Source organism: Rhodococcus sp. NPDC055024 (assembly GCF_053608585.1).
This window is the reverse complement of record NZ_JBSGVT010000011.1, coordinates 190,302-207,731: the sequence shown is the minus strand read 5'-3', so window position 1 is coordinate 207,731 and position 17,430 is coordinate 190,302. Positions and strand designations below refer to the sequence as shown.

Here is a 17,430-nt window from a genome sequence, read left to right as displayed (position 1 = left end):
GCTGTCAGAAGAACGTGGAGATGTTGCGAGAGGTGAGCACCGCCTGAGTCAGCACCACTTTCCTTCTCGCGATGACGAATCCGCCTGCGGCACGACGCACGACGTCGAAGCGCCTGCCGTAGTAGTGGTCCTCGTCCGATTGCATGCGGGTCCGGTAGAGGTGGAAATTCGACTTCACCTCGAACGCGTCGGGGCCCGCCGCGTCGACCAGGACGTTGCTGATGATGCGGCAGGTGCGGGACGGCGGGGACTCGGCCCACGCGTTGACCGCGTCGAGGCGCTTGATCCGCTGCGACAGGGTTGTCTTGGAGTCGTTGAAGTATGCCGACTCTTGCTCTCCTCCGACACGGTTTGAGGTCCGCGATCGCACGGCGTACGTTTCGACGACGGGCACCCAGTACTGCAGGTCGTCGGCGAGGAGGTCGAGCCACTGCTTGTAGTTCTGTTCGTCGAGCAGATCTGCTTCTTGGAACAGGAACTGCTCGATCTCAAGGCGGGTGAGAAGACTCGGGTTCATCGCTCGGCCTCCACGAGATCGTCTCCTCCCGGCACGAGCCGCTCGACTCCGTGTGCACCGTTCCCGGAAGCGGTGTGCGACTGCTGCGCGTCGCGAACAGGCTCACCCGTCGCGTCGGGCGCTGTCATGAGGTCTCTCCACCTCCGGTAGAAGGCCCGCTGGTTCAAGTCACTGTGCTTGTGGTCCACGACCCCGGGGAACCGGTCGTCGCGGTGCTCGAAGCCGTTGCCCATCTGGTAGTTCGCGAGGACCCGGCGCGCCGTGGGCTGTGTCGACGACCGCGTCACCTCGGTCCAGTTGTCCATGTCGTCCTGCTCCCACGTGCCTGCGGGACCCTGCCTGCGCATGCAGTGGTCGCGCACGAGATCCTTGACCTCCGGCGGAGCGTTCCGGTCGACCAGCGTCAGATCCCGTACCTCGGTCAGGCCGGGGCCGCGTGGGTGCCAGATGTGCAGCGAGCTGAAGTTGAACTCGATCGAGAAGTTCGGAAACACGTGACCGTGGACCGGACACACCCGATCGGCCCGCATCTCTCCCAGCCGGGACCGGATCTCGTCGGAACGCTCCCGGAGGTAATCGTCCACTCCTGGCAGCTGCCCGTAGCCGGGCACCGCCTGGTGGTCGGGTGCGAACCAGATGCCGACACCGTGCCCGTCCGCCGGAGAGACCTGGTATCCCTCGGAGTTGTCGAGTTCCGGATGGAATCCGAAACCGTCGAGTCCCATGACCGACCCGTGTGTCGGAGCGCCGTGATAGGCATCGCCGACGAAGTTCTCCGCGGCGTGCTTCCAGTTGCACGGGATCACCCAGCGGCGACTGCCCACCACCAGTTCGGTCCCGCCGTCGACGCGGTCGAGAATGCAGTCGAGGTACCACCGCATGTCGCCGAGGAACTCATCGAGCGGTTCCGAGTCCTCGTTCCAAGTCGCGAAGATAAGGCCCTTGTAAGTGTCGATCCGCGCCACCGAGACGAGGCCCCACTGCGTGAGATCGAGGCGGTCGTGGTAGCCGACATCCAGCGCAGGCACTCGCGCGAGCGATCCATCGTTCTTGTAGGTCCACGCGTGGTAGGGGCAGGTAAAGGCCTGCGCCGTACCACGATCCGTGCGGCAGACCGCGCCGCCCCGATGCCTGCACATGTTCAGCATCGCGTGGATCGCGCCGTCCGCGGTTCGGGTGACGATCACCGGATCGGCCCCCATCCACGTGGTGATGAAGTCGTTGGGTTCGGAAATCTCGCTCTCGTGTCCGAGTAGCAGCCAGCTCTTCCGGAAGATTCGCTCCATCTCTGCGTCGAACACGTCCGAGTCGGCGAAGATCCGCCGGTCGATGAGTCCCTCATCTATATCAACCATCGCGGCGAAGTCGATCGTCATCTTGTCTCCTGTTTCCTGGTCGTTCCGAATCTCTGCGGTCTGCGGCGTCGTTGGCGAGCGCGGTCGGCTCGGTTGGGGAACGACGTACTCGGCCACGGGCCGCGGCGACGAACATGTGGTTCGTCCAATTCGCCCCGGACGCTGAGGCTGGCGGACTGAACGCTCGGATGGGTGTACACACGGAAAATGCGGGTGGCCGATACGCTAACGAGACGGAAAGCGGTCGTCAATGGTCGTCTGCTCTCGGTGCATCGCGGTTTCAACTACTGAAACCTAACGGCGAATTCGTTCCCGGAATGATCAAGGGACACAACCGAACCCACTCCCATTCCTGGATGCGCAGAAGCGTCGTCCACTCCGCCGGTACGTCCGGCGTGGGTCGACAGCGCGTCGAGCGAACGGCCGATGTTCACTGCGGCCCTCCGGACTCGGATGTGAATGCGGAGAGGGTCGAATCCACTCGCGGAACCCGCGACGGACACCGCGGCGACACACACGCCGCGATGCAGAACGGGTACCGCGGCGCAGACCAAACCTTCCTGTGCCTCCTGGAAGTCGAACGCAAGGCCGCCGTCCTCCCGGATCCGGCGGAGACTGTCGATGACGTCGCCAGCCGTGCACAGCGAGTACTGCGTCATCGGCCTCAGGTTGCGGATGGCGTCCTCGACGACCCCGAACTCCCCCTGGGACAGCATCGCCTTCCCCACAGCCGTGTTCGTCGCCGGGATGCGAGCACCGATGCGCGCGGGACTGTTCACGCGGCTGTGCCCGTAGAGCTTCTCGACGTACACGACGTCGGTGCCGTCCATCGCCGCCAGGTGCACCGTCATCTCGGGATGCCGCAGGTACAGGTCCTGGAGGAAGGGCATCGCAGCCTCCCTGAGATCGTCGCAGGGTGAGGCGATGCGGCTGCGCGCGGCGATCAATCCGAGCGACACCAGACCGTCGCCGAGCCGGTAGACGCGGCCCTCGCGACCGATCAGTCCGCCGCTCCGCATGGTCTTAAGCAGCCGCAGTGCGGTCGCCTTCGACAGCCCTGTTCGCTCCGCCAACTGAGTGAGGGTCAGTTCGCGGGCGTCCGGTCTGAACGAGTGCAGCAGCGCCATCGCTCGGTTTACCGAGTTCGTCTGACCCGCAACCGACTCCGAGAGTTCGGTGGTGTGCACAGACACAGTGGTGTCGCGTGTGGATGCCATTCGCCCCTCCGGTGGACGCTGTGTTCCGACATTCGGCCGAGAGTTCCGGACTCGTCAGAGCCCAAACAGCTTGCGGGCGTTGCCCCCCAGGATGTTCCGCTTCGCTGCGTCGTCGAGGAACGGAATGCTCATGATCCTGCCGGGCAGATCGAAGTCCCAGTGCGGCCAGTCCGAGGAGTACAGCAGCGTGTTCTCGGCATCCATCGCCCGAAGCGTGGACTCGAGCAACGCCAGGTCGGTGATCTCCATGGGCTGGGACGTGTAGTACATCTCGCGCATGTACTCACTGGGGAGTCGCTTCAGCAAGGGCGCCTCGGACTGCCGCATCAGGTACTCGTGGTCGAGGCGCTGCATCATGAACGGAATCCATGCCAAGCCGCTCTCGATCCAAATGGTGCGCAGGTTGGGGAACCGTTCGGGAATGCCGTTAATGATCCAGTTGGTCAGATGAGTCATGTTGCACGTGACGAAGGACATCGCGTGCACCGACAGGAAACGGTTCATCGTGGAGGTCATCGAATCCTCCCACGACGGACCGGCATGGAATCCGAGCGGCATTCCGCGCGCCTCCAGCTCCGCGTACACCCGCATGTACTCGTTGCGGTGCACGCCGGCGTGCCGCTGGCTCGTCACCAGGAAGCCGATGACACCGGGGTGGTCGGCGTACGCGCGAATCGTCTCGATGCACGCGTCGGGATCCTCGAACGGCAGTCCGAGCATCGTCTTGATGCGCGGGTCGCCGGGAAGGATGTTCTCGACGAACCACCGGTTGTACGCCTTCATCAGCTCGACCGCGATGGCCGGGTCCGGATGCAGTCCGATCTCAAGCATCGGCTGCGGGAAGACGACCTGGACGTCGATGCTCATCGCGTCCATCGCGCGCCTCACCAATTCGACATCACGAGGGGACTCGGAGGCGGGCACCGTCTCCGCAAGTCCGGACTGGTGCGGGATGCGGGAGGCCGCGTCCTGAAACGCCAGACCTGCCTTATAGTTGCTCAGCGCGAGCTGCCCCGCCTGCGGGCGGTTGGCCATCATCTGCCGTGCGGTGTCGCGCAGCACCGGGTCCTCGACGTAGCCGATGATGTCCGGCCACGAGTTGAGTTCCGCATGGTGCGAATCGACATCCACGACGAAGATGTCGTCGAGTCCGTACTTCTCGGTGTCGTGGCGAGCATTCGCGAGGATTTCCGCGGTGTGGGTCTTGGTGGTGATCTCCTGGGAGCGCACCGGTCGAACTTCGGTCGTGTGGGACACAACGGGCCCTTTCAGAATTCGAATCATGTTGTCGCGACTCATGTCAGGACCGCGAGTACCAGAGCGCGAGGTCAAACGGATTGAGGTCGCGGGAGCGGAGCAACCCGCAAGCGAGTTCTACTGCCTCGGTTGGGCTCGCCTCCTTGTGAAGGGGGTCGACCCGGCCGACCGTCGCGCAGTGATGGGCGTAGAGGCGGGTCGCCGAAGTGGTCAGCCGTTGCAGCGTGGCCTCGCTGACCACGTCGGCCGAGGCGGACGACAGCAGTGCGTTCACGGCGCGTTCGAGGTGTACAGCCACGTCGTCGATGTCTCCGCGGCCCGTGGCGTCGTCAGATGGTGACACTGATCGTTCCTTCTGTTTCGGTGACCTCGAAGGATCGGAGGTGGAAGCCGGGCGCTCCGGGATGCTCACCCGTGGTGACACCGAACTCGAAACCGTGCCAGGGGCAGACGATGTGCGGGTCGTCCTCGTCGAATGTCAGACCGAGACTTCGCCGATCCTCGGTCAAACGCTCGCGCACCCCGTTCACCAGTCGGCCCTGGCAGACGGGGCCACCCTGATGTGGGCACCTGTTCTCATAGGCATAGAGCGCGCCACGGACCCGGAAGAGGCCGATCTGGAAATTGTCGTCGAGCGCTACAACATAGCGGCCACCTTCGGCGACATCGGAACTGGCTGCGACGACAACCCGGGTCTTAGGGTGTGGAGCGCTGATTGTCATGGATTCGGCCTTTCGTGACTGGTTTGGTACCGCTGCTGAATCCGGAGACCCTGGGTCCACAGACATCGACTCGCCCCCGGCGCAGCCGGGCCGTGCCGATAGTGACATCCGGTCCTATTACTGTGCGATATCGACTTATCGCTTGTCGATACTCGGAGCCTAACGCCGATCGCCGCTCCCCGTCAACGAAGTTTGGTCACCTGTTCTCGTGAATCTTCATTTCCTGGAACGGATTTGCGCGTGTACGTGCTGCGGGCGACGTCGTGGCCGCCCGAAGAATCGCCGATATGACGAAGCCGGCGACCGGATGTCCAGGCGCCTGCTTCGTTGGTGCGTGAAAGTAGGTCGTTCGTTGTTCGAGAGGCGCTGCACCACTGGAGGGATACTCGCACCGGGACCCGACGGGGGCTATCCGGTCCGCGTCAATGCGATCCGGAAACCGACAGGCGACCCTGCCGTCGACGGATCAGGACGAGCGTGCGATCGTGAGGCCGAAGCCAGCGATCAGCTCCGGTATCGCCCGGTAGTACGAGTGCTGCACCTGGTAGGCCCCGGCCGCCGACAGTGCGCTGTACGCAGCGATCCAGGTTCTGACCTCCTGTGCGGAGCCGCCCGCCTGCCGAGAGATGTCCGCCGTGGCGTATCTGTCGAACGCTGAGACGTCGCCCCGCTCGCACACCCCGATGAACTCCCTGTCCCACTCGGGACTGAGTTTGTGCATCTCCGGCGCATCACCACGAGCAAAAGCGGCTGCGGCAGCCCGGACTCTCGTCTCGCGTTCGATCCGGGCTTCCCGGGTCGGGTTCCTTCCGGCCAACAACATCGCTCGCTGACGTTCGGTCGCCGTCTCAATGCGCGGGACAGGAGGATCGTGGGACAGTCCACCGGAGCCGATGACGAGTACCTTGCGATCGAGAGTCGACAGGTAACTGCCCACCGCCTCACCGAACTGCCTGACCCGCCGGATCGGGGCTAGCGGCGGAGCCACCGCGTTGACGAACACGGGGATCACCGGTTTGGCTGCCACCGACCCGAACAGCAGTTCCAGCGGCTGAGCAGCGGCGTGATCCACCTGCATCTTCAGGGAGAAGGCGGTCTCGACGCCACTGTCGAGCACATGCTCGGTGAGCTCGGCCGCCGTGTCGGCCTCGACAGGAAAGCTGTCGGTGCTGCTGCCGAAGTCACCCACACCGCTCGCGGCATACCCGATGCAGAACTGCGGCATCAGATCGTAGAAGAAACCGTTGTAGTGATCCGGAGCGAACGACACGACGAGATCCGGGTCGTAGTCGGCGGCGAACTCCCGGGCTGCCGCTATCTCCTCGTGGAGTTCGGCGGTCACCTCGTCGGGCAGCACCCCGTCCTCCAGCATCGGGCTATGCGACAGGCAAACCAGTGCCATCGATGTCATCGTCAATTCCCAACCTCGAGCCCCACCGACGGGGGCGATGTCATGCCGACACGAACTGCACTACCGTGCGGTTGAACTCTTCCGCGTGCTCCAACTGTGCCCAGTGCCCGCAGCGATTGAGCAGCAGCAGGCGCGAATCCGGGATCGCCGACACCAGACGCAGGCCGTTCTCCGCCGACACCACTCGATCGTCGCGGCCGTGTACGACCAGCGTCGGCGCCGCGATCGAGGCAAGCTCCTCCATCGTGCGCGCGAAGTACGACGACGGTGCCGGACGTCGTAAGAAGCTCTCGAGGTGCTCGGGATACCGCAGCGCGGCCTCCGATCGCATCCCCGCCAGTTCCTCCGTCGCCCACCTCGGGTCGTAGCACATGATCGAGACGAGTCGGCGCATGTTCTCGGGTGAGGGTTCGGCGTATGCGGCCCGCAGCATCTTCAACCCCTCGGACGGACCGTCGCCGGCGGAGAAGTAACTCCGTCCTGGAGCCGGAACTCCCATCGTGACGAGGTGACTCACCCGGTCGGGTGCGCTGATCGCGGCTTCGACCGCCGTTGCGCCGCCCATCGAGTTGCCGACCAGCGCCGCGCGATCGATGCCGAGTTCGTCGAGCAGCTCGAGCAGGGTACGCAGGTGGTCGTACCCGGTCTGGTCGGTCTGTGTGTCGCTGGCACCCCAACCGGGCATGTCGACGGCGATCACACGATGTGTACGCGCGATAACGGCCATGTTCGACCGAAAATTGCTCCAGCCGGTGGCCCCCGGTCCGCTGCCGTGGAGGAGCACCACCGGCGCGCCGGACCCCACGTCGTGGTAGTGGACCCGGAAGGTCGACAGGTTGACGAATCTACCTCCGGCTTGCTCGCCGACTGATGCGGTACGGGCACTCATCTGCGCAGCCCCTCGACTCTGGCGGTCAGAAATGTTGGGGTCAACCGATTCCCCGGATGCGAGTGTATTGGATTGGGCGGCATCGACACTCACGAAAGTTTCATCATGCAAAACTCCGCCATCCCGACGCTCTGCGGCAGTTCAACGAGATCAGCGGAATGCTTTCTGAAGCGGTCGCTCACACCGCGCAAGCCGAGAATCGACCGCGCCATTTCGCCCGCGACGATGCGATTGACTGGAAAAGTTCGACGCCGGCGATAGCGGGTGCTTACATCTGCGCAAGGCGCAGGGCCGTCTCGAACGACTCGCTGACGGTCGCGCATTGCCTTGGCGCAGAGCTCTTCGTCCTGCATCACTAGTGCCGCGACCAGGTCCGAGTGCTTGTCGGTCCGACCGGCAAGGTACCCAGGGTGCAGTAGTTCTGGTATCACAGCCTGAGCGAGCCCGAGTTGATCCTCGCGACGGCCTCGTATAACCATTCCGCCAGCAGAGCGCGCCGAAGCTGATCACGAGTTGCTGCAACTCGTCGAGTTGGTGGCGAGTTATCCGCTGGATGCTCCGGCGAATCGCGGACACCTCCATTGCCGATCTCGCTTCATGAAGGCGATATGGACATGGCGCGAACGACTGCCGGCTCGTCCGTGCTCGCAGGCATGGCGCCCGGCGCGGCGGCTGGATCACACATACGCGCGGGGTATCGCGCATGTCGCCGGTAGGTTCGGCGACCGGTACAGCAGGCGCAAGGTCCTGGTGCGGAGCATGGCGCTGTGGGGTGTGGTGTGGCGAGCCTCGCGACCGCCTTTCCTGGGATCAGCACTCCTTCATGGCCTTCCGGTTCATCACAGGTCTCGGCCTCGGCACCGAGCTGCCCGTCGCCTTCACGATCCTCGTCGAGCTGATGCCCGCGAACCGGCGTGCACGGATGACTGGCTGGATGGTGGCCGTCGGTTCCACCAATAACTACCCGGTGTGGATGCGTCGTCAACGCATGCGCCCAATCCGCGCCTTCATCCAGATCGGGACGAAGGAACTGAACATCGCGCTCGGCGATCTTCGCCTGGCCAGCGAAGAGATGGCCTCCGCACTCAAGTACCGCGACTACGGCTCCCTGACGACCGGCGAGCGATGACTCACGCCTGAAGCTTAGTGACAGGATTGGGTGGTGCGAGGCGATGTCCTCGCACCACCTCCTCGCAGACGCCCCTGCGGAAGGCCTCGCCCACGTAGTTGAATCGATAATTGATTTGTCAATTCCATATATTGTCTCTAGAACTACCGTCAATTTTAAGTCATACTCAAGTAGGTGACCCTGCCCGGCGCGGCAGGCCAATCCGAAAGGGAGCACACACATGACCATCACGGATCCCTCCGTAACCCAGACCAAGCTCGCCGGGCTGTACAAGCCGCTGATCGGCGGCCAGGAAGTCTCCGCGACCTCCGAGACCTTCCCCGCCATCGACGCCTCCACCGGAGCGCACCTGGCGGACATCAGCCGGGGCGGCAAGGAGGACATCGACGCCGCGGTCGAGGCGGCCGAGCGCGCGTTCAAGACCTGGTCGCGGACGAGCCTCGAAGAGCGATCGGCGTTACTGCTCAGGCTCGCCGACCGGATCGAGAACGAAATCAAGCGTCTCTCCGTGATCGACGCGATGGACATCGGTCGGCGCGTCGGCGAGACCGAGATCGACCACCGCATCGCCATCGGCCAATACCGGTACTTCGCCGCGGCCGCGCTCACCCACACCGGCTGGAACCGTCCGATCGAGGGCGGCATCGCCATCGCGACCCGCGAGCCCATCGGTGTTGTCGGACAGATCATTCCATGGAATGTTCCCGCCATCATGGCAGCGTTCAAGCTCGCGCCTGCACTGGCCGCTGGTAACACCGTCGTCCTCAAGCCCGACGAGAACGCCTCGCTCTCCACCCTCGAGCTGGGCAAGATCATCTCCGAGATCTTCCCCCCCGGTGTCGTCAACATCGTTCCAGGTTTCGGTGAGGAAGCTGGCGCTTCACTGACTGCGCACCCCGGTGTGAAGAAGCTGGCCTTCACCGGCAGCTCGGAGGTCGGCCGTCTCGTCGCCGCTGCCGGCGCGAACCGTCTCGTTCCAGTTTCGCTTGAACTCGGTGGTAAGAGCCCGAATATCGTCTTCCCAGACGTCGGGGACAAGATCGACGCCGTCGTCGATAACGCCGCTTTTGCCGTGACTTACTGCAACGGGCAGTCCTGTCTTGCCGGCACCCGACTGTTCGTCCACGACGACATCTACGACACGTTCATGACGAAGCTGGCCGCTGGTTTCGAGCGGATCCGGGTTGGCGGTCCGCTCGACCCGAACACCGTGATCAGTGGCCTAGTGTCCGAGGAGCAGGGTACGCGCGTCATGAATTACATCGACATCGGCAAGAACGAAGCCGAGCTCGTGCACGGTGGCCGTCGCCTCGAGATCGAGGGTAACGAGCATGGCTGGTTCGTCGAGCCGACGATCTTCGCGACCGACAACCGCTCGCGGATCGCCCAGGAGGAGATCTTCGGACCGGTCCTGTCTGTCATCCGCTGGAACGACCACGACCAGATGATCCACGAGGCGAACGACGTTCGTTACGGTTTGGCCGCAGGTGTCTACACCAACAACATCGCCAATGCGATGAGGACCGCGCGTGAGCTCAAGAGTGGTTCGGTGTGGGTCAACAAGTATTTCAACTTGGTCGACGGCTCGCCGTTCGGCGGTGTCAAGGACAGTGGCATCGGCAGCGAGTTCTGCTCCGAGACACTAAACATGTACTCGCATCTCAAGTCGATCACGCTGCTCGACGAGCCGGCCCCGGCCTTCTTCCTCCCCCAGTCCTGATCCGACCAATCCGAAGGACACAGCACATGGAAACAACCACAACAGCGGCAGTGGTTCCTGCGAAGGACGCGCCGTTCGACGTCCGACAGGTGACGCTGCGCGCCCCTCGCGCCGACGAGGTCCTCGTCAAGGTCGCTGCGGTCGGAATCTGTCACACCGACATCATCATGCAGGAGGGGTTCTTGCCGGTCACCTTCCCCGCAGTCTTTGGCCACGAGGGCGCCGGTGTCGTGGAAGCCGTCGGAGACTCGGTCACGAAGGTTAAGGTCGGCGATCACGTCGTCCTCGGTTTCGCGTCCTGCGGCAACTGCCGCAACTGCCTGCGCGGCCTTCCGTCGTACTGCCTGGACTACCCTGCCTGGAACTTCAGCGGCCGTCGTCTCGACGGAACGACCTCCATCACCGATGGTGACACCGAGGTGGCTGCGCACTTCTTCGGGCAGTCCTCGTTCGCCAACCACGCGATCTGCTACGAGCGCAACGTGGTTCCGGTAACCGACGAGGTGCCATTGGACATCCTCGGCCCCCTAGGATGTGGCATCCAGACCGGTGCGGGTGCCGTGCTGAACTCGCTGGCCGTCGAGGCTGGCTCGTCCATCGCGGTCTTCGGCTCCGGCGGAGTCGGCTTGAGCGCGATCATGGCCGCTAAGGTGGCGGGTGCGACGACGATCGTCGCCGTCGATATCTCGCAGTCACGGCTGGACATGGCACTGGAGATGGGTGCCACCCACGGCGTTCTCGCGGGCCAGGACGCCAACGAAAAACTCACCCGCATCGCACCGCGCGGATTCGAGTACACGCTCGAGACCACCGGCCGCCCCGAGGTCCTGGCCCAGGCGGTCGACCTGCTCACCATCACTGGTGTGTGCGGCACGATCGGCGCCTCCCCTATGGGAACGACGGCTCCGATCAACATGAACAACCTCATCTTCGGGCGCTCCATCCGGGGCATCTGCGAAGGTGACAGCGTTCCCGAGATCTTCATTCCTCAGTTGATCGAGCTGTACCGACAGGGTCGGTTCCCGTTCGACAAGATGATCACCTCGTACCCGTTCGACAAGATCAACGAGGCCGCTGCGGACGCGAAGGCCGGCCACACCATCAAGCCCGTACTCACATTCTGATCCCAGCCAGTTCACCAGAGTCGGGTGCCGGGCGCGGCTGGCTACTGTGCCCGGCATTCGTGACTACTTAATCGGCCTCGCCGGGCAGGGGTAGGTAGCTGAGTTCGTCGTCGCTCGCCTGCCCTCAATCGCCGTATCGAGGCAGCGCCGCGAGGTCGGCGGTGGCGAAGTAGGTGGGTAGCTGGCGCGCGCGAACCTCCTGCCCGATCGACAGATGCGTGTTGCTGATCGGGCAGAAGGTTCGCCGCTGTCTCGGGATAGACAGCGGCGCTGCACCATTCGTGTTCAGGTCTACGGTCGACGCCGGGTGCGACGTCGTAGTCGAAGTCCTCGACCGAGGTCGGGGCCGGCAGGCACGCCACCGCTGTCCGGCCAGGCGGCCGGCTGTGATGGTGTCGACCTTGATCGACGGAAATTTGCAACATCGCGGCACCCGAGGTCGAGTCGGCCATCAATCACTACCCGGATGTGGTCGAGAGCGCAGTGGTGGGCCTGCCCAATTCCGAGCGCGGGATGATTATGCACGCAGCGATCGTGCTCGACTCCGGCGTCGTCGGTAACGCGGAGAAGGTCAGGGAGATCCAGGACTTCGTGAAGCAGATCGCGGCTCCGTACGAGTACCCCCGCAGCATCGCGTTCGTCAAGGCTTTGCCCCGCACCGAGACCGGGAAGATCCAACGCTTCCGGCTTCGCGCCGTGCCGTCCTCCTCAGCGTCATGACGGGCACGCATCGGGCGGCGAGTGTCGTCGTCGACCGGAGGGTGGAATGGCCGGACAACGACGCCGCAGGCCACTACCACCATTCCACGGTCATCCGCTGGGTCCGAGGCCGCCGAGGCGGTCCTGCTCAAGCGCCTCGGGTTGGCGGGCCTCTTCGGGACGATTCCGGGTGCGGTACGAGGTCGACTACACCGAGCGCCTCTCGTTCGGCGACATCGCCACCATCGAACTCGTCGTGGCATCGATCGGACGCAGCTCGGCGCGTTACGACTTCACCGTGACGAAGGACGACATACGCGTCGCCTCGGGGTCGCTCACCGCGGCCAACACGGCGACGCACGCTACCGGTTACGCCCCCTGGCCCGACGATGTGCGGACCACGCTGAGTACAGCAGGTCGAGTGCGCGGCGAGCGGATAGTCGCGCACCACAGCATATAGCGCTACACTCATTGTCGTCACATAGACGACATAGAACAAGATTGGAGGATGGCGATGCGCATCGGAGTCATCGGCGGTGGCCCGGGAGGCTTGTATTTCTCGGCACTGGCCAAACAACTCGATCCCACCCACGAGATCACCGTCTGGGAGCGCAACGCCCCCGATGACACCTTCGGCTTCGGCGTGGTGTTCAGCGACGAGACGCTGGGCGGGATCGAACATGCAGATGACCAGATCTACGCCCGCATGGCCGACCAGTTCGCTCGCTGGGACGACATCGATATCGAGTATCGCGGCAACGTCCTGACCTCCGGCGGCCAGGGCTTCGCGGCGATGAGCCGCAAGGAACTCCTCCGCATTCTCCAGGAGCGTTGCGCCGAGCTCGACGTCACCGTGCACTTCCGCACGAACGCACCGGATGTCGCCGACCTCAGCGCCGAGTACGACCTAGTCATCGCAGCGGACGGCATCAACTCCGCCGTCCGCTCCCGCTACGCCGATTCGTTCAAACCGAGCCTCGACCGCCGCAAGAACAAATTCATGTGGCTGGGAACCGACAAGGTCTTCGAGGCCTTCGAGTTCTTCATCTGCCACACCCCGCACGGCATCATGCAGATCCACGGCTACCCGTTCAGTAACCAGGGCAGCACCTTCATCGTCGAGATGCACGAAGACGTGTGGCGCAACGCAGGTTTCGACGTCTTCGCCGACCGCGAGTTCGCCCCCGGCGAGAACGACGAGAAGTCAATCGCGCTGATCCGTGAGCTGTTCTCCGACATCCTTGACGGCCACGAGGTCATGGCGAACAACTCAAAGTGGATCAATTTCACCACCGTCCGCAACGAGAGCTGGCGCCATGAGAACGTCGTCCTGATCGGCGACGCCGCACACACCGCACACTTCTCCATCGGCTCCGGGACCAAGCTCGCCATGGAGGACGCGCTCGCGCTGGCAGCGTGCCTGCACGAGCACCTCTCCCTCGACGAGAGCCTCGTCGCGTACGAGACCGAGCGCCGTCCCGTGGTGCTCTCGGTCCAGCGCGCCGCACAGGCCAGCCTCGAGTGGTTCGAGGAAATCGCCCAGTACACCGACCAGGAACCCGAGCAGTTCGCGTTCAACCTTCTGACCCGCAGCCGTCGCATCACCTACGACAACCTGCGCCTGCGTGATCCGGGATTCGCCGACAACGTGGACCAGTGGTACGCGAAGGCCCAGAACGCGTCGGCAGGCGACGTCCGCCCGCCGATGTTCTACCCCTACACCATCAAGGGCATCGAGATCCCGAACCGGATCCTCGTCTCCGCCATGGACATGTACTCCGCCGTCGACGGCGTGCCCGGCGACTTCCACCTCGTCCACCTCGGCAGCAAGGCCCTCGGCGGAGCAGGCCTGGTGATGACCGAGATGGTGTGCGTCTCCCCCGGAGGTCGCATCACCCCCGGCTGCACCGGTCTGTACAACGCGGAGCAGGAGGCGTCGTGGAAGCAGATCGTCGACTTCGTCCACACCCGGTCGCAGTCCAAGATCGGCGCCCAGATCGGCCACTCCGGCCGTAAGGGCTCGACGAAGGTGATGTGGGAAGGCATCGACGACCCGCTGGAGTCCGGCAACTGGGAGACGGTCGCACCGTCAGCACTGCCGTACGGGCCGAAGAGTCAGACGCCGCGCGAGGTGACCGAGGCCGACCTCGACCAGATCGAGCAGCAGTTCGTCGCCGCCGCCGAGGCCGCTGCCCGTGCCGGTTTCGACGTGCTCGAGCTGCACTGCGCGCACGGCTACCTGTTGTCGTCGTTCCTGTCCCCGCTGGCGAACACCCGGAACGACCAATACGGCGGATCGTTCAAGAATCGGCTGCGTTTCCCCCTGCGGGTCTTCGACTCGATTCGCGCCGTGTGGCCCGCCGATCGACCGTTGTCGGTGCGTCTCTCCGCGACCGACTGGGCCGAGGGCGGCAACACCATCGACGACACCGTCGAGATTGCGCAAGCCTTCGCCGAGCACGGAGTAGACATCATCAATGTGTCATCGGGCCAAGTCGTCAAACACGAGACGCCAGCCTTCGGACGCAGCTATCAAACACCGTTCGCGGACCGCATCCGCAACGACGTCGGCGCCGATTTTCCCGTCGCAGTCGTAGCTGTCGGCGCAATTTCGTCATACGACGACGCAAACTCCATCCTGATGGCGGGGCGTGCGGACTTCATCGCCATCGGTCGAGCTCACTTGTACGACCCGCACTGGACGCTGCATGCCGCGGCCGATCAAGAGTACTTCGGCGACGGTGCCGAGTGGCCGAACCAGTTCAAGGGCGGAAGCTGGAAGCCGCCGTCAGGTCGCACCGATGGGCCCCCACCGCGTCTCGAGCTCATTCGCCCACTCAAGACCGAGGCGAGCACGCGCCGGCGTTGGACACCACAGTCCACTGAAGCCTGAGTCGCGGAAGCCCTGTGATTTGCCCGATGGCGACGCCCTACCGGGCATACTCCAGCGAGACGGTTATGGCGGTGCGAGATGTCTCTCACCGCCATAACCGTGACTGTCTTCGGTACACCGCTCCCTGACGGGGCCGACTACTTCCCGGAGGGTGCCCCAGGGTGACGATTGACTGACCGGCTTCACCCCCGAGTATTGGACAAGTCCGGAACTCATCGAACAGGTCGTGAAAAACACACGTGGCAGTGTCGCCCGATTCCCGTAGAGCTGGCCACATGAGGGTCGATGCGGATGTCTGCTCCGTCCCACCGCCCTTCGGTGTACACAAGGCATGCATCCTTGCCGGGGACAACGACCACCAGGAAGCGGGGACGTGCCATCTCCGCACGTCAAACGCAGTTTCTCCGCATAGCGCAGCAAAACCAATCAGAGGGTGGTGATCCAACGTTCGACTGCAGTCTGGGCTGCAACGTCGATGTCGGAAAGATTAACGGCGACAGCCGCTTCGACACCGCCGAAGTGCTTCCATTCACCACCTTCGACATCGGGGCAAATGTTCGTGGTGGAACAGATTTCGAAGGTGACATCACCTCCTTCGCGGGCAGTAAGACGCAGGTAGGGGCAATATCCGGGGAAATTGTTGGAAAGGTAGATGCGTTCTCGCGCGGCGTCGACGTACAGGTCGAAGTCGTCGGCGCCGCTGTTTGCGGCATTTGCAGCAGCGATGAATGCGTACTCAAACTGTTCAGGGATCGTAAGTATCGCCATTGGAACACCTTTCGTGGAGGCCACGCCCGTTCAGGTTTGTAACTACACAATGCTTTTTTGCATAGCTACAACCTGGTCCGAAGATCAGCCAGACAGATCTCGCGCAGGAGCGCATCGAGAAGGTCCTGGCCGACATCACACCTGAAGGCAGCAACATCATTCAGAAAATATTCAATTGAGCCTCTGCATCGACGCCCCCAAATATAGCCCGGGCAGCATCGTACAAAGGTTGCCAGCGAAGGCCAACTTATTCCCATGACCTACAGATGCATCAACCCTGCATCTCCACGTAAAACAGTCCATTTGGTTCAGCAGGTAGTCCGCCAGCGGCAGAAGCAGCGACGACTTTCCTCCACCACGCCGACCTCATGAACAAAAAGACAACTATCGACCACCACGCAAGTTCACAGGTCGCCCCGTACGGCTTGGCACCGACGGTTGAGCAGTTTTCCGACCGCTGTCGCAATGAGCAAGCTTGTCCCAGATCAACGATTTTCCCGACGATGAAGTGTCGCAACCGATTTCATCCACCGTAACATTACTAACAGACTCGCCCGCACTAATCGCGTCGCGCTCGTCGACGAGAAACAAGATCGCCTGACCTGTATCTGTCCCGTAAGACTGACCAGACAAAGCTCCCGCCCTTCACCACAGGTGCCGGCTCGTCGGGAAACTGCTGGCGCAGACGAACGACTTGTTGAGTGATGGTCAGCTGCCTACCGCGCGGTTTAGGCACCGAAAACCTGTGTGTCGGGACAGCAGTCGCCGGCGTTGCTGTTGTGAGAAGCCCGCCAGTCGTGAAGTGGACATTTCCGTTCTCTCGGACGACGCTGGTCCGTGCGCCGAGCGTCTTCAGTGCCTCTTCGACAGGGCCGTTGCCGAAGACCTTCGCAACCCGATGATGGAGCGCGACCCTACCCTTGGTCTCCAGGAGGAAATCGGTGAGGTCTCGCTCGACCGCCGCTCTCCACCCTTCGAATTTCAGACGCCGATTCTCGTACTCGTTCCATTTGTCGGCAAAGTTCTCGCCGCGACAGGCAGGGTTCTCTACCCAGTAACGACCGTCGCGCTTTTCGATGTGTTCAGGCATCCGCTGTACTGCGTTCATGGTCGCTTCGACGAGGTCGATTTCACCCTCGTATGCCTGACCGGCAAGGGTCGTGATGAGGCTCGATGGTGGCCGATCGTCGAAATCGTCAGCGAAGTAGATGCCTCTGTGTCGGTTGAGGATCTGCACGACGCGGTGGAGCGGCGTGCGCACTCTGTGCTTGGGCACCGCGTCGACCGCGCCGTAAGAACTGGCAAGCATGGCGCGTTCTTCCTCGAACTGCTTGACGCACTGAGTGCGAAACCACTCGACGTAGGCCAGCGGGTTGAACTTCCGCCAGTTCCGTAGGTTGCGGTCCGTGAGCTCATTGTCACACCACTGGTGATGCAAATTGACCTAGCGAATACTTCGTAGGCGAATCCCGCGATGAGTAGGACCGCGCTGACAATCATCGGCGGACTACCGAGCATCTTGGCTCTCGTGACCAGTTGGCCCGCTTCGATCGATCCGAGACTGGTACCGAACAAAGGCAATCGTCCGTTATGTTCCTTTGACGCGGTTGCTCACTGCTGCCGCTCCGCACCCGTGCGGATTCTGCGTGAAAGGCCGCACCGCCATGGCACTACACGATCGCCGCCGACGACCACACCGCAGCCGACACCGTCGAGGGGCTCGTAGCTC

The 17,430-nt window shown here is 63.2% G+C and carries 16 protein-coding genes; 6 read left to right on the top strand and 10 right to left on the bottom strand.

The features are described 5' to 3' along the window. Positions 1 to 4 precede the first annotated feature (4 nt). The 8 genes from ACWF6P_RS22715 to ACWF6P_RS22680 all read right to left on the bottom strand — a co-directional run bounded on the left by ACWF6P_RS22715 (position 5) and on the right by ACWF6P_RS22680 (position 7,368). Positions 5 to 517: an aromatic-ring-hydroxylating dioxygenase subunit beta gene (locus ACWF6P_RS22715; RefSeq protein WP_452622574.1), complete on the bottom strand. Its 513-nt coding sequence runs from the start codon at positions 515 to 517 to the stop codon at positions 5 to 7. After that, the gene (locus tag ACWF6P_RS22710) at positions 514 to 1,893 is read right to left on the bottom strand and encodes an aromatic ring-hydroxylating oxygenase subunit alpha (RefSeq protein WP_452622573.1); all 1,380 of its coding nucleotides are present in this window, start codon (positions 1,891 to 1,893) and stop codon (positions 514 to 516) included. The genes ACWF6P_RS22715 and ACWF6P_RS22710 overlap by 4 nt, the downstream gene beginning before the upstream one ends. Positions 1,894 to 2,156: 263 nt before the next feature. After that, the gene (locus ACWF6P_RS22705; RefSeq protein WP_452622572.1) at positions 2,157 to 3,089 is read right to left on the bottom strand and encodes an IclR family transcriptional regulator; all 933 of its coding nucleotides are present in this window, start codon (positions 3,087 to 3,089) and stop codon (positions 2,157 to 2,159) included. 54 nt (positions 3,090 to 3,143) lie between these two features. Then, entirely contained in the window at positions 3,144 to 4,346 is a 1,203-nt protein-coding gene (locus tag ACWF6P_RS22700; protein WP_452622571.1) for an amidohydrolase family protein, read from the bottom strand. Positions 4,347 to 4,389: 43 nt separating this feature from the next. Further along, entirely contained in the window at positions 4,390 to 4,689 is a 300-nt protein-coding gene (locus ACWF6P_RS22695) for a hypothetical protein (protein ID WP_452622570.1), read from the bottom strand. Beyond that, complete coding sequence (locus tag ACWF6P_RS22690; protein ID WP_452622569.1) at positions 4,676 to 5,068, bottom strand: Rieske (2Fe-2S) protein; 393 nt, start codon at positions 5,066 to 5,068, stop codon at positions 4,676 to 4,678. The genes ACWF6P_RS22695 and ACWF6P_RS22690 overlap by 14 nt, the downstream gene beginning before the upstream one ends. 466 nt (positions 5,069 to 5,534) lie before the next feature. After that, positions 5,535 to 6,470, bottom strand: a complete 936-nt coding sequence (locus tag ACWF6P_RS22685) for a 3-carboxyethylcatechol 2,3-dioxygenase (RefSeq protein WP_452622626.1) — start codon at positions 6,468 to 6,470, stop codon at positions 5,535 to 5,537. 49 nt (positions 6,471 to 6,519) lie between these two features. After that, positions 6,520 to 7,368: an alpha/beta fold hydrolase gene (locus tag ACWF6P_RS22680; protein ID WP_452622568.1), complete on the bottom strand. Its 849-nt coding sequence runs from the start codon at positions 7,366 to 7,368 to the stop codon at positions 6,520 to 6,522. 823 nt (positions 7,369 to 8,191) lie between these two features. Here ACWF6P_RS22680 and ACWF6P_RS22675 point away from each other — a divergent pair. From ACWF6P_RS22675 to ACWF6P_RS22650, 6 genes are all read left to right on the top strand, one after another. Continuing rightward, entirely contained in the window at positions 8,192 to 8,497 is a 306-nt protein-coding gene (locus ACWF6P_RS22675; RefSeq protein WP_452622567.1) for a hypothetical protein, read from the top strand. A 220-nt stretch (positions 8,498 to 8,717) separates the two neighbouring features. Further along, entirely contained in the window at positions 8,718 to 10,217 is a 1,500-nt protein-coding gene (locus tag ACWF6P_RS22670) for an aldehyde dehydrogenase family protein (protein ID WP_452622566.1), read from the top strand. Positions 10,218 to 10,243: 26 nt separating this feature from the next. Then, positions 10,244 to 11,341, top strand: coding sequence for an NAD(P)-dependent alcohol dehydrogenase (locus ACWF6P_RS22665; protein WP_452622565.1), 1,098 nt, complete (start codon positions 10,244 to 10,246; stop codon positions 11,339 to 11,341). Between the two features lie 414 nt (positions 11,342 to 11,755). Continuing rightward, a complete protein-coding gene (locus tag ACWF6P_RS22660; protein ID WP_452622625.1) occupies positions 11,756 to 12,061 on the top strand; it encodes an AMP-binding enzyme in 306 nt (101 codons plus the stop codon). 169 nt (positions 12,062 to 12,230) lie between these two features. Beyond that, on the top strand, positions 12,231 to 12,500 hold the full coding sequence (locus ACWF6P_RS22655; protein ID WP_452622564.1) for a hypothetical protein: 270 nt from the start codon (positions 12,231 to 12,233) through the stop codon (positions 12,498 to 12,500). 54 nt (positions 12,501 to 12,554) lie between these two features. Continuing rightward, complete coding sequence (locus ACWF6P_RS22650; RefSeq protein WP_452622563.1) at positions 12,555 to 14,933, top strand: bifunctional salicylyl-CoA 5-hydroxylase/oxidoreductase; 2,379 nt, start codon at positions 12,555 to 12,557, stop codon at positions 14,931 to 14,933. A gap of 426 nt (positions 14,934 to 15,359) precedes the next feature. Here the strand turns inward: ACWF6P_RS22650 and ACWF6P_RS22645 are convergent, their stop codons facing one another. Both ACWF6P_RS22645 and ACWF6P_RS22640 read right to left on the bottom strand, forming a co-directional pair. Continuing rightward, a complete protein-coding gene (locus ACWF6P_RS22645) occupies positions 15,360 to 15,725 on the bottom strand; it encodes a hypothetical protein (RefSeq protein ID WP_452622562.1) in 366 nt (121 codons plus the stop codon). A gap of 535 nt (positions 15,726 to 16,260) precedes the next feature. Further along, positions 16,261 to 17,010 carry a hypothetical protein gene (locus ACWF6P_RS22640; RefSeq protein ID WP_452622561.1) on the bottom strand — a complete coding sequence of 250 codons (750 nt, stop codon included), beginning with the start codon at positions 17,008 to 17,010 and terminating at the stop codon, positions 16,261 to 16,263. Positions 17,011 to 17,430 lie beyond the last annotated feature (420 nt).

Coding starts and splice junctions, on each gene's coding strand:
- ACWF6P_RS22680 (WP_452622568.1), bottom strand. CDS start 7,368: ATGAGTGCCCGTACCGCATCAGTCGGCGAGCAAGCCGGAGGTAGATTC.
- ACWF6P_RS22690 (WP_452622569.1), bottom strand. CDS start 5,068: ATGACAATCAGCGCTCCACACCCTAAGACCCGGGTTGTCGTCGCAGCC.
- ACWF6P_RS22670 (WP_452622566.1), top strand. CDS start 8,718: ATGACCATCACGGATCCCTCCGTAACCCAGACCAAGCTCGCCGGGCTG.
- ACWF6P_RS22665 (WP_452622565.1), top strand. CDS start 10,244: ATGGAAACAACCACAACAGCGGCAGTGGTTCCTGCGAAGGACGCGCCG.
- ACWF6P_RS22705 (WP_452622572.1), bottom strand. CDS start 3,089: ATGGCATCCACACGCGACACCACTGTGTCTGTGCACACCACCGAACTC.
- ACWF6P_RS22675 (WP_452622567.1), top strand. CDS start 8,192: ATGGCCTTCCGGTTCATCACAGGTCTCGGCCTCGGCACCGAGCTGCCC.
- ACWF6P_RS22640 (WP_452622561.1), bottom strand. CDS start 17,010: ATGCTTGCCAGTTCTTACGGCGCGGTCGACGCGGTGCCCAAGCACAGA.
- ACWF6P_RS22715 (WP_452622574.1), bottom strand. CDS start 517: ATGAACCCGAGTCTTCTCACCCGCCTTGAGATCGAGCAGTTCCTGTTC.
- ACWF6P_RS22710 (WP_452622573.1), bottom strand. CDS start 1,893: ATGACGATCGACTTCGCCGCGATGGTTGATATAGATGAGGGACTCATC.
- ACWF6P_RS22685 (WP_452622626.1), bottom strand. CDS start 6,470: ATGGCACTGGTTTGCCTGTCGCATAGCCCGATGCTGGAGGACGGGGTG.
- ACWF6P_RS22650 (WP_452622563.1), top strand. CDS start 12,555: ATGCGCATCGGAGTCATCGGCGGTGGCCCGGGAGGCTTGTATTTCTCG.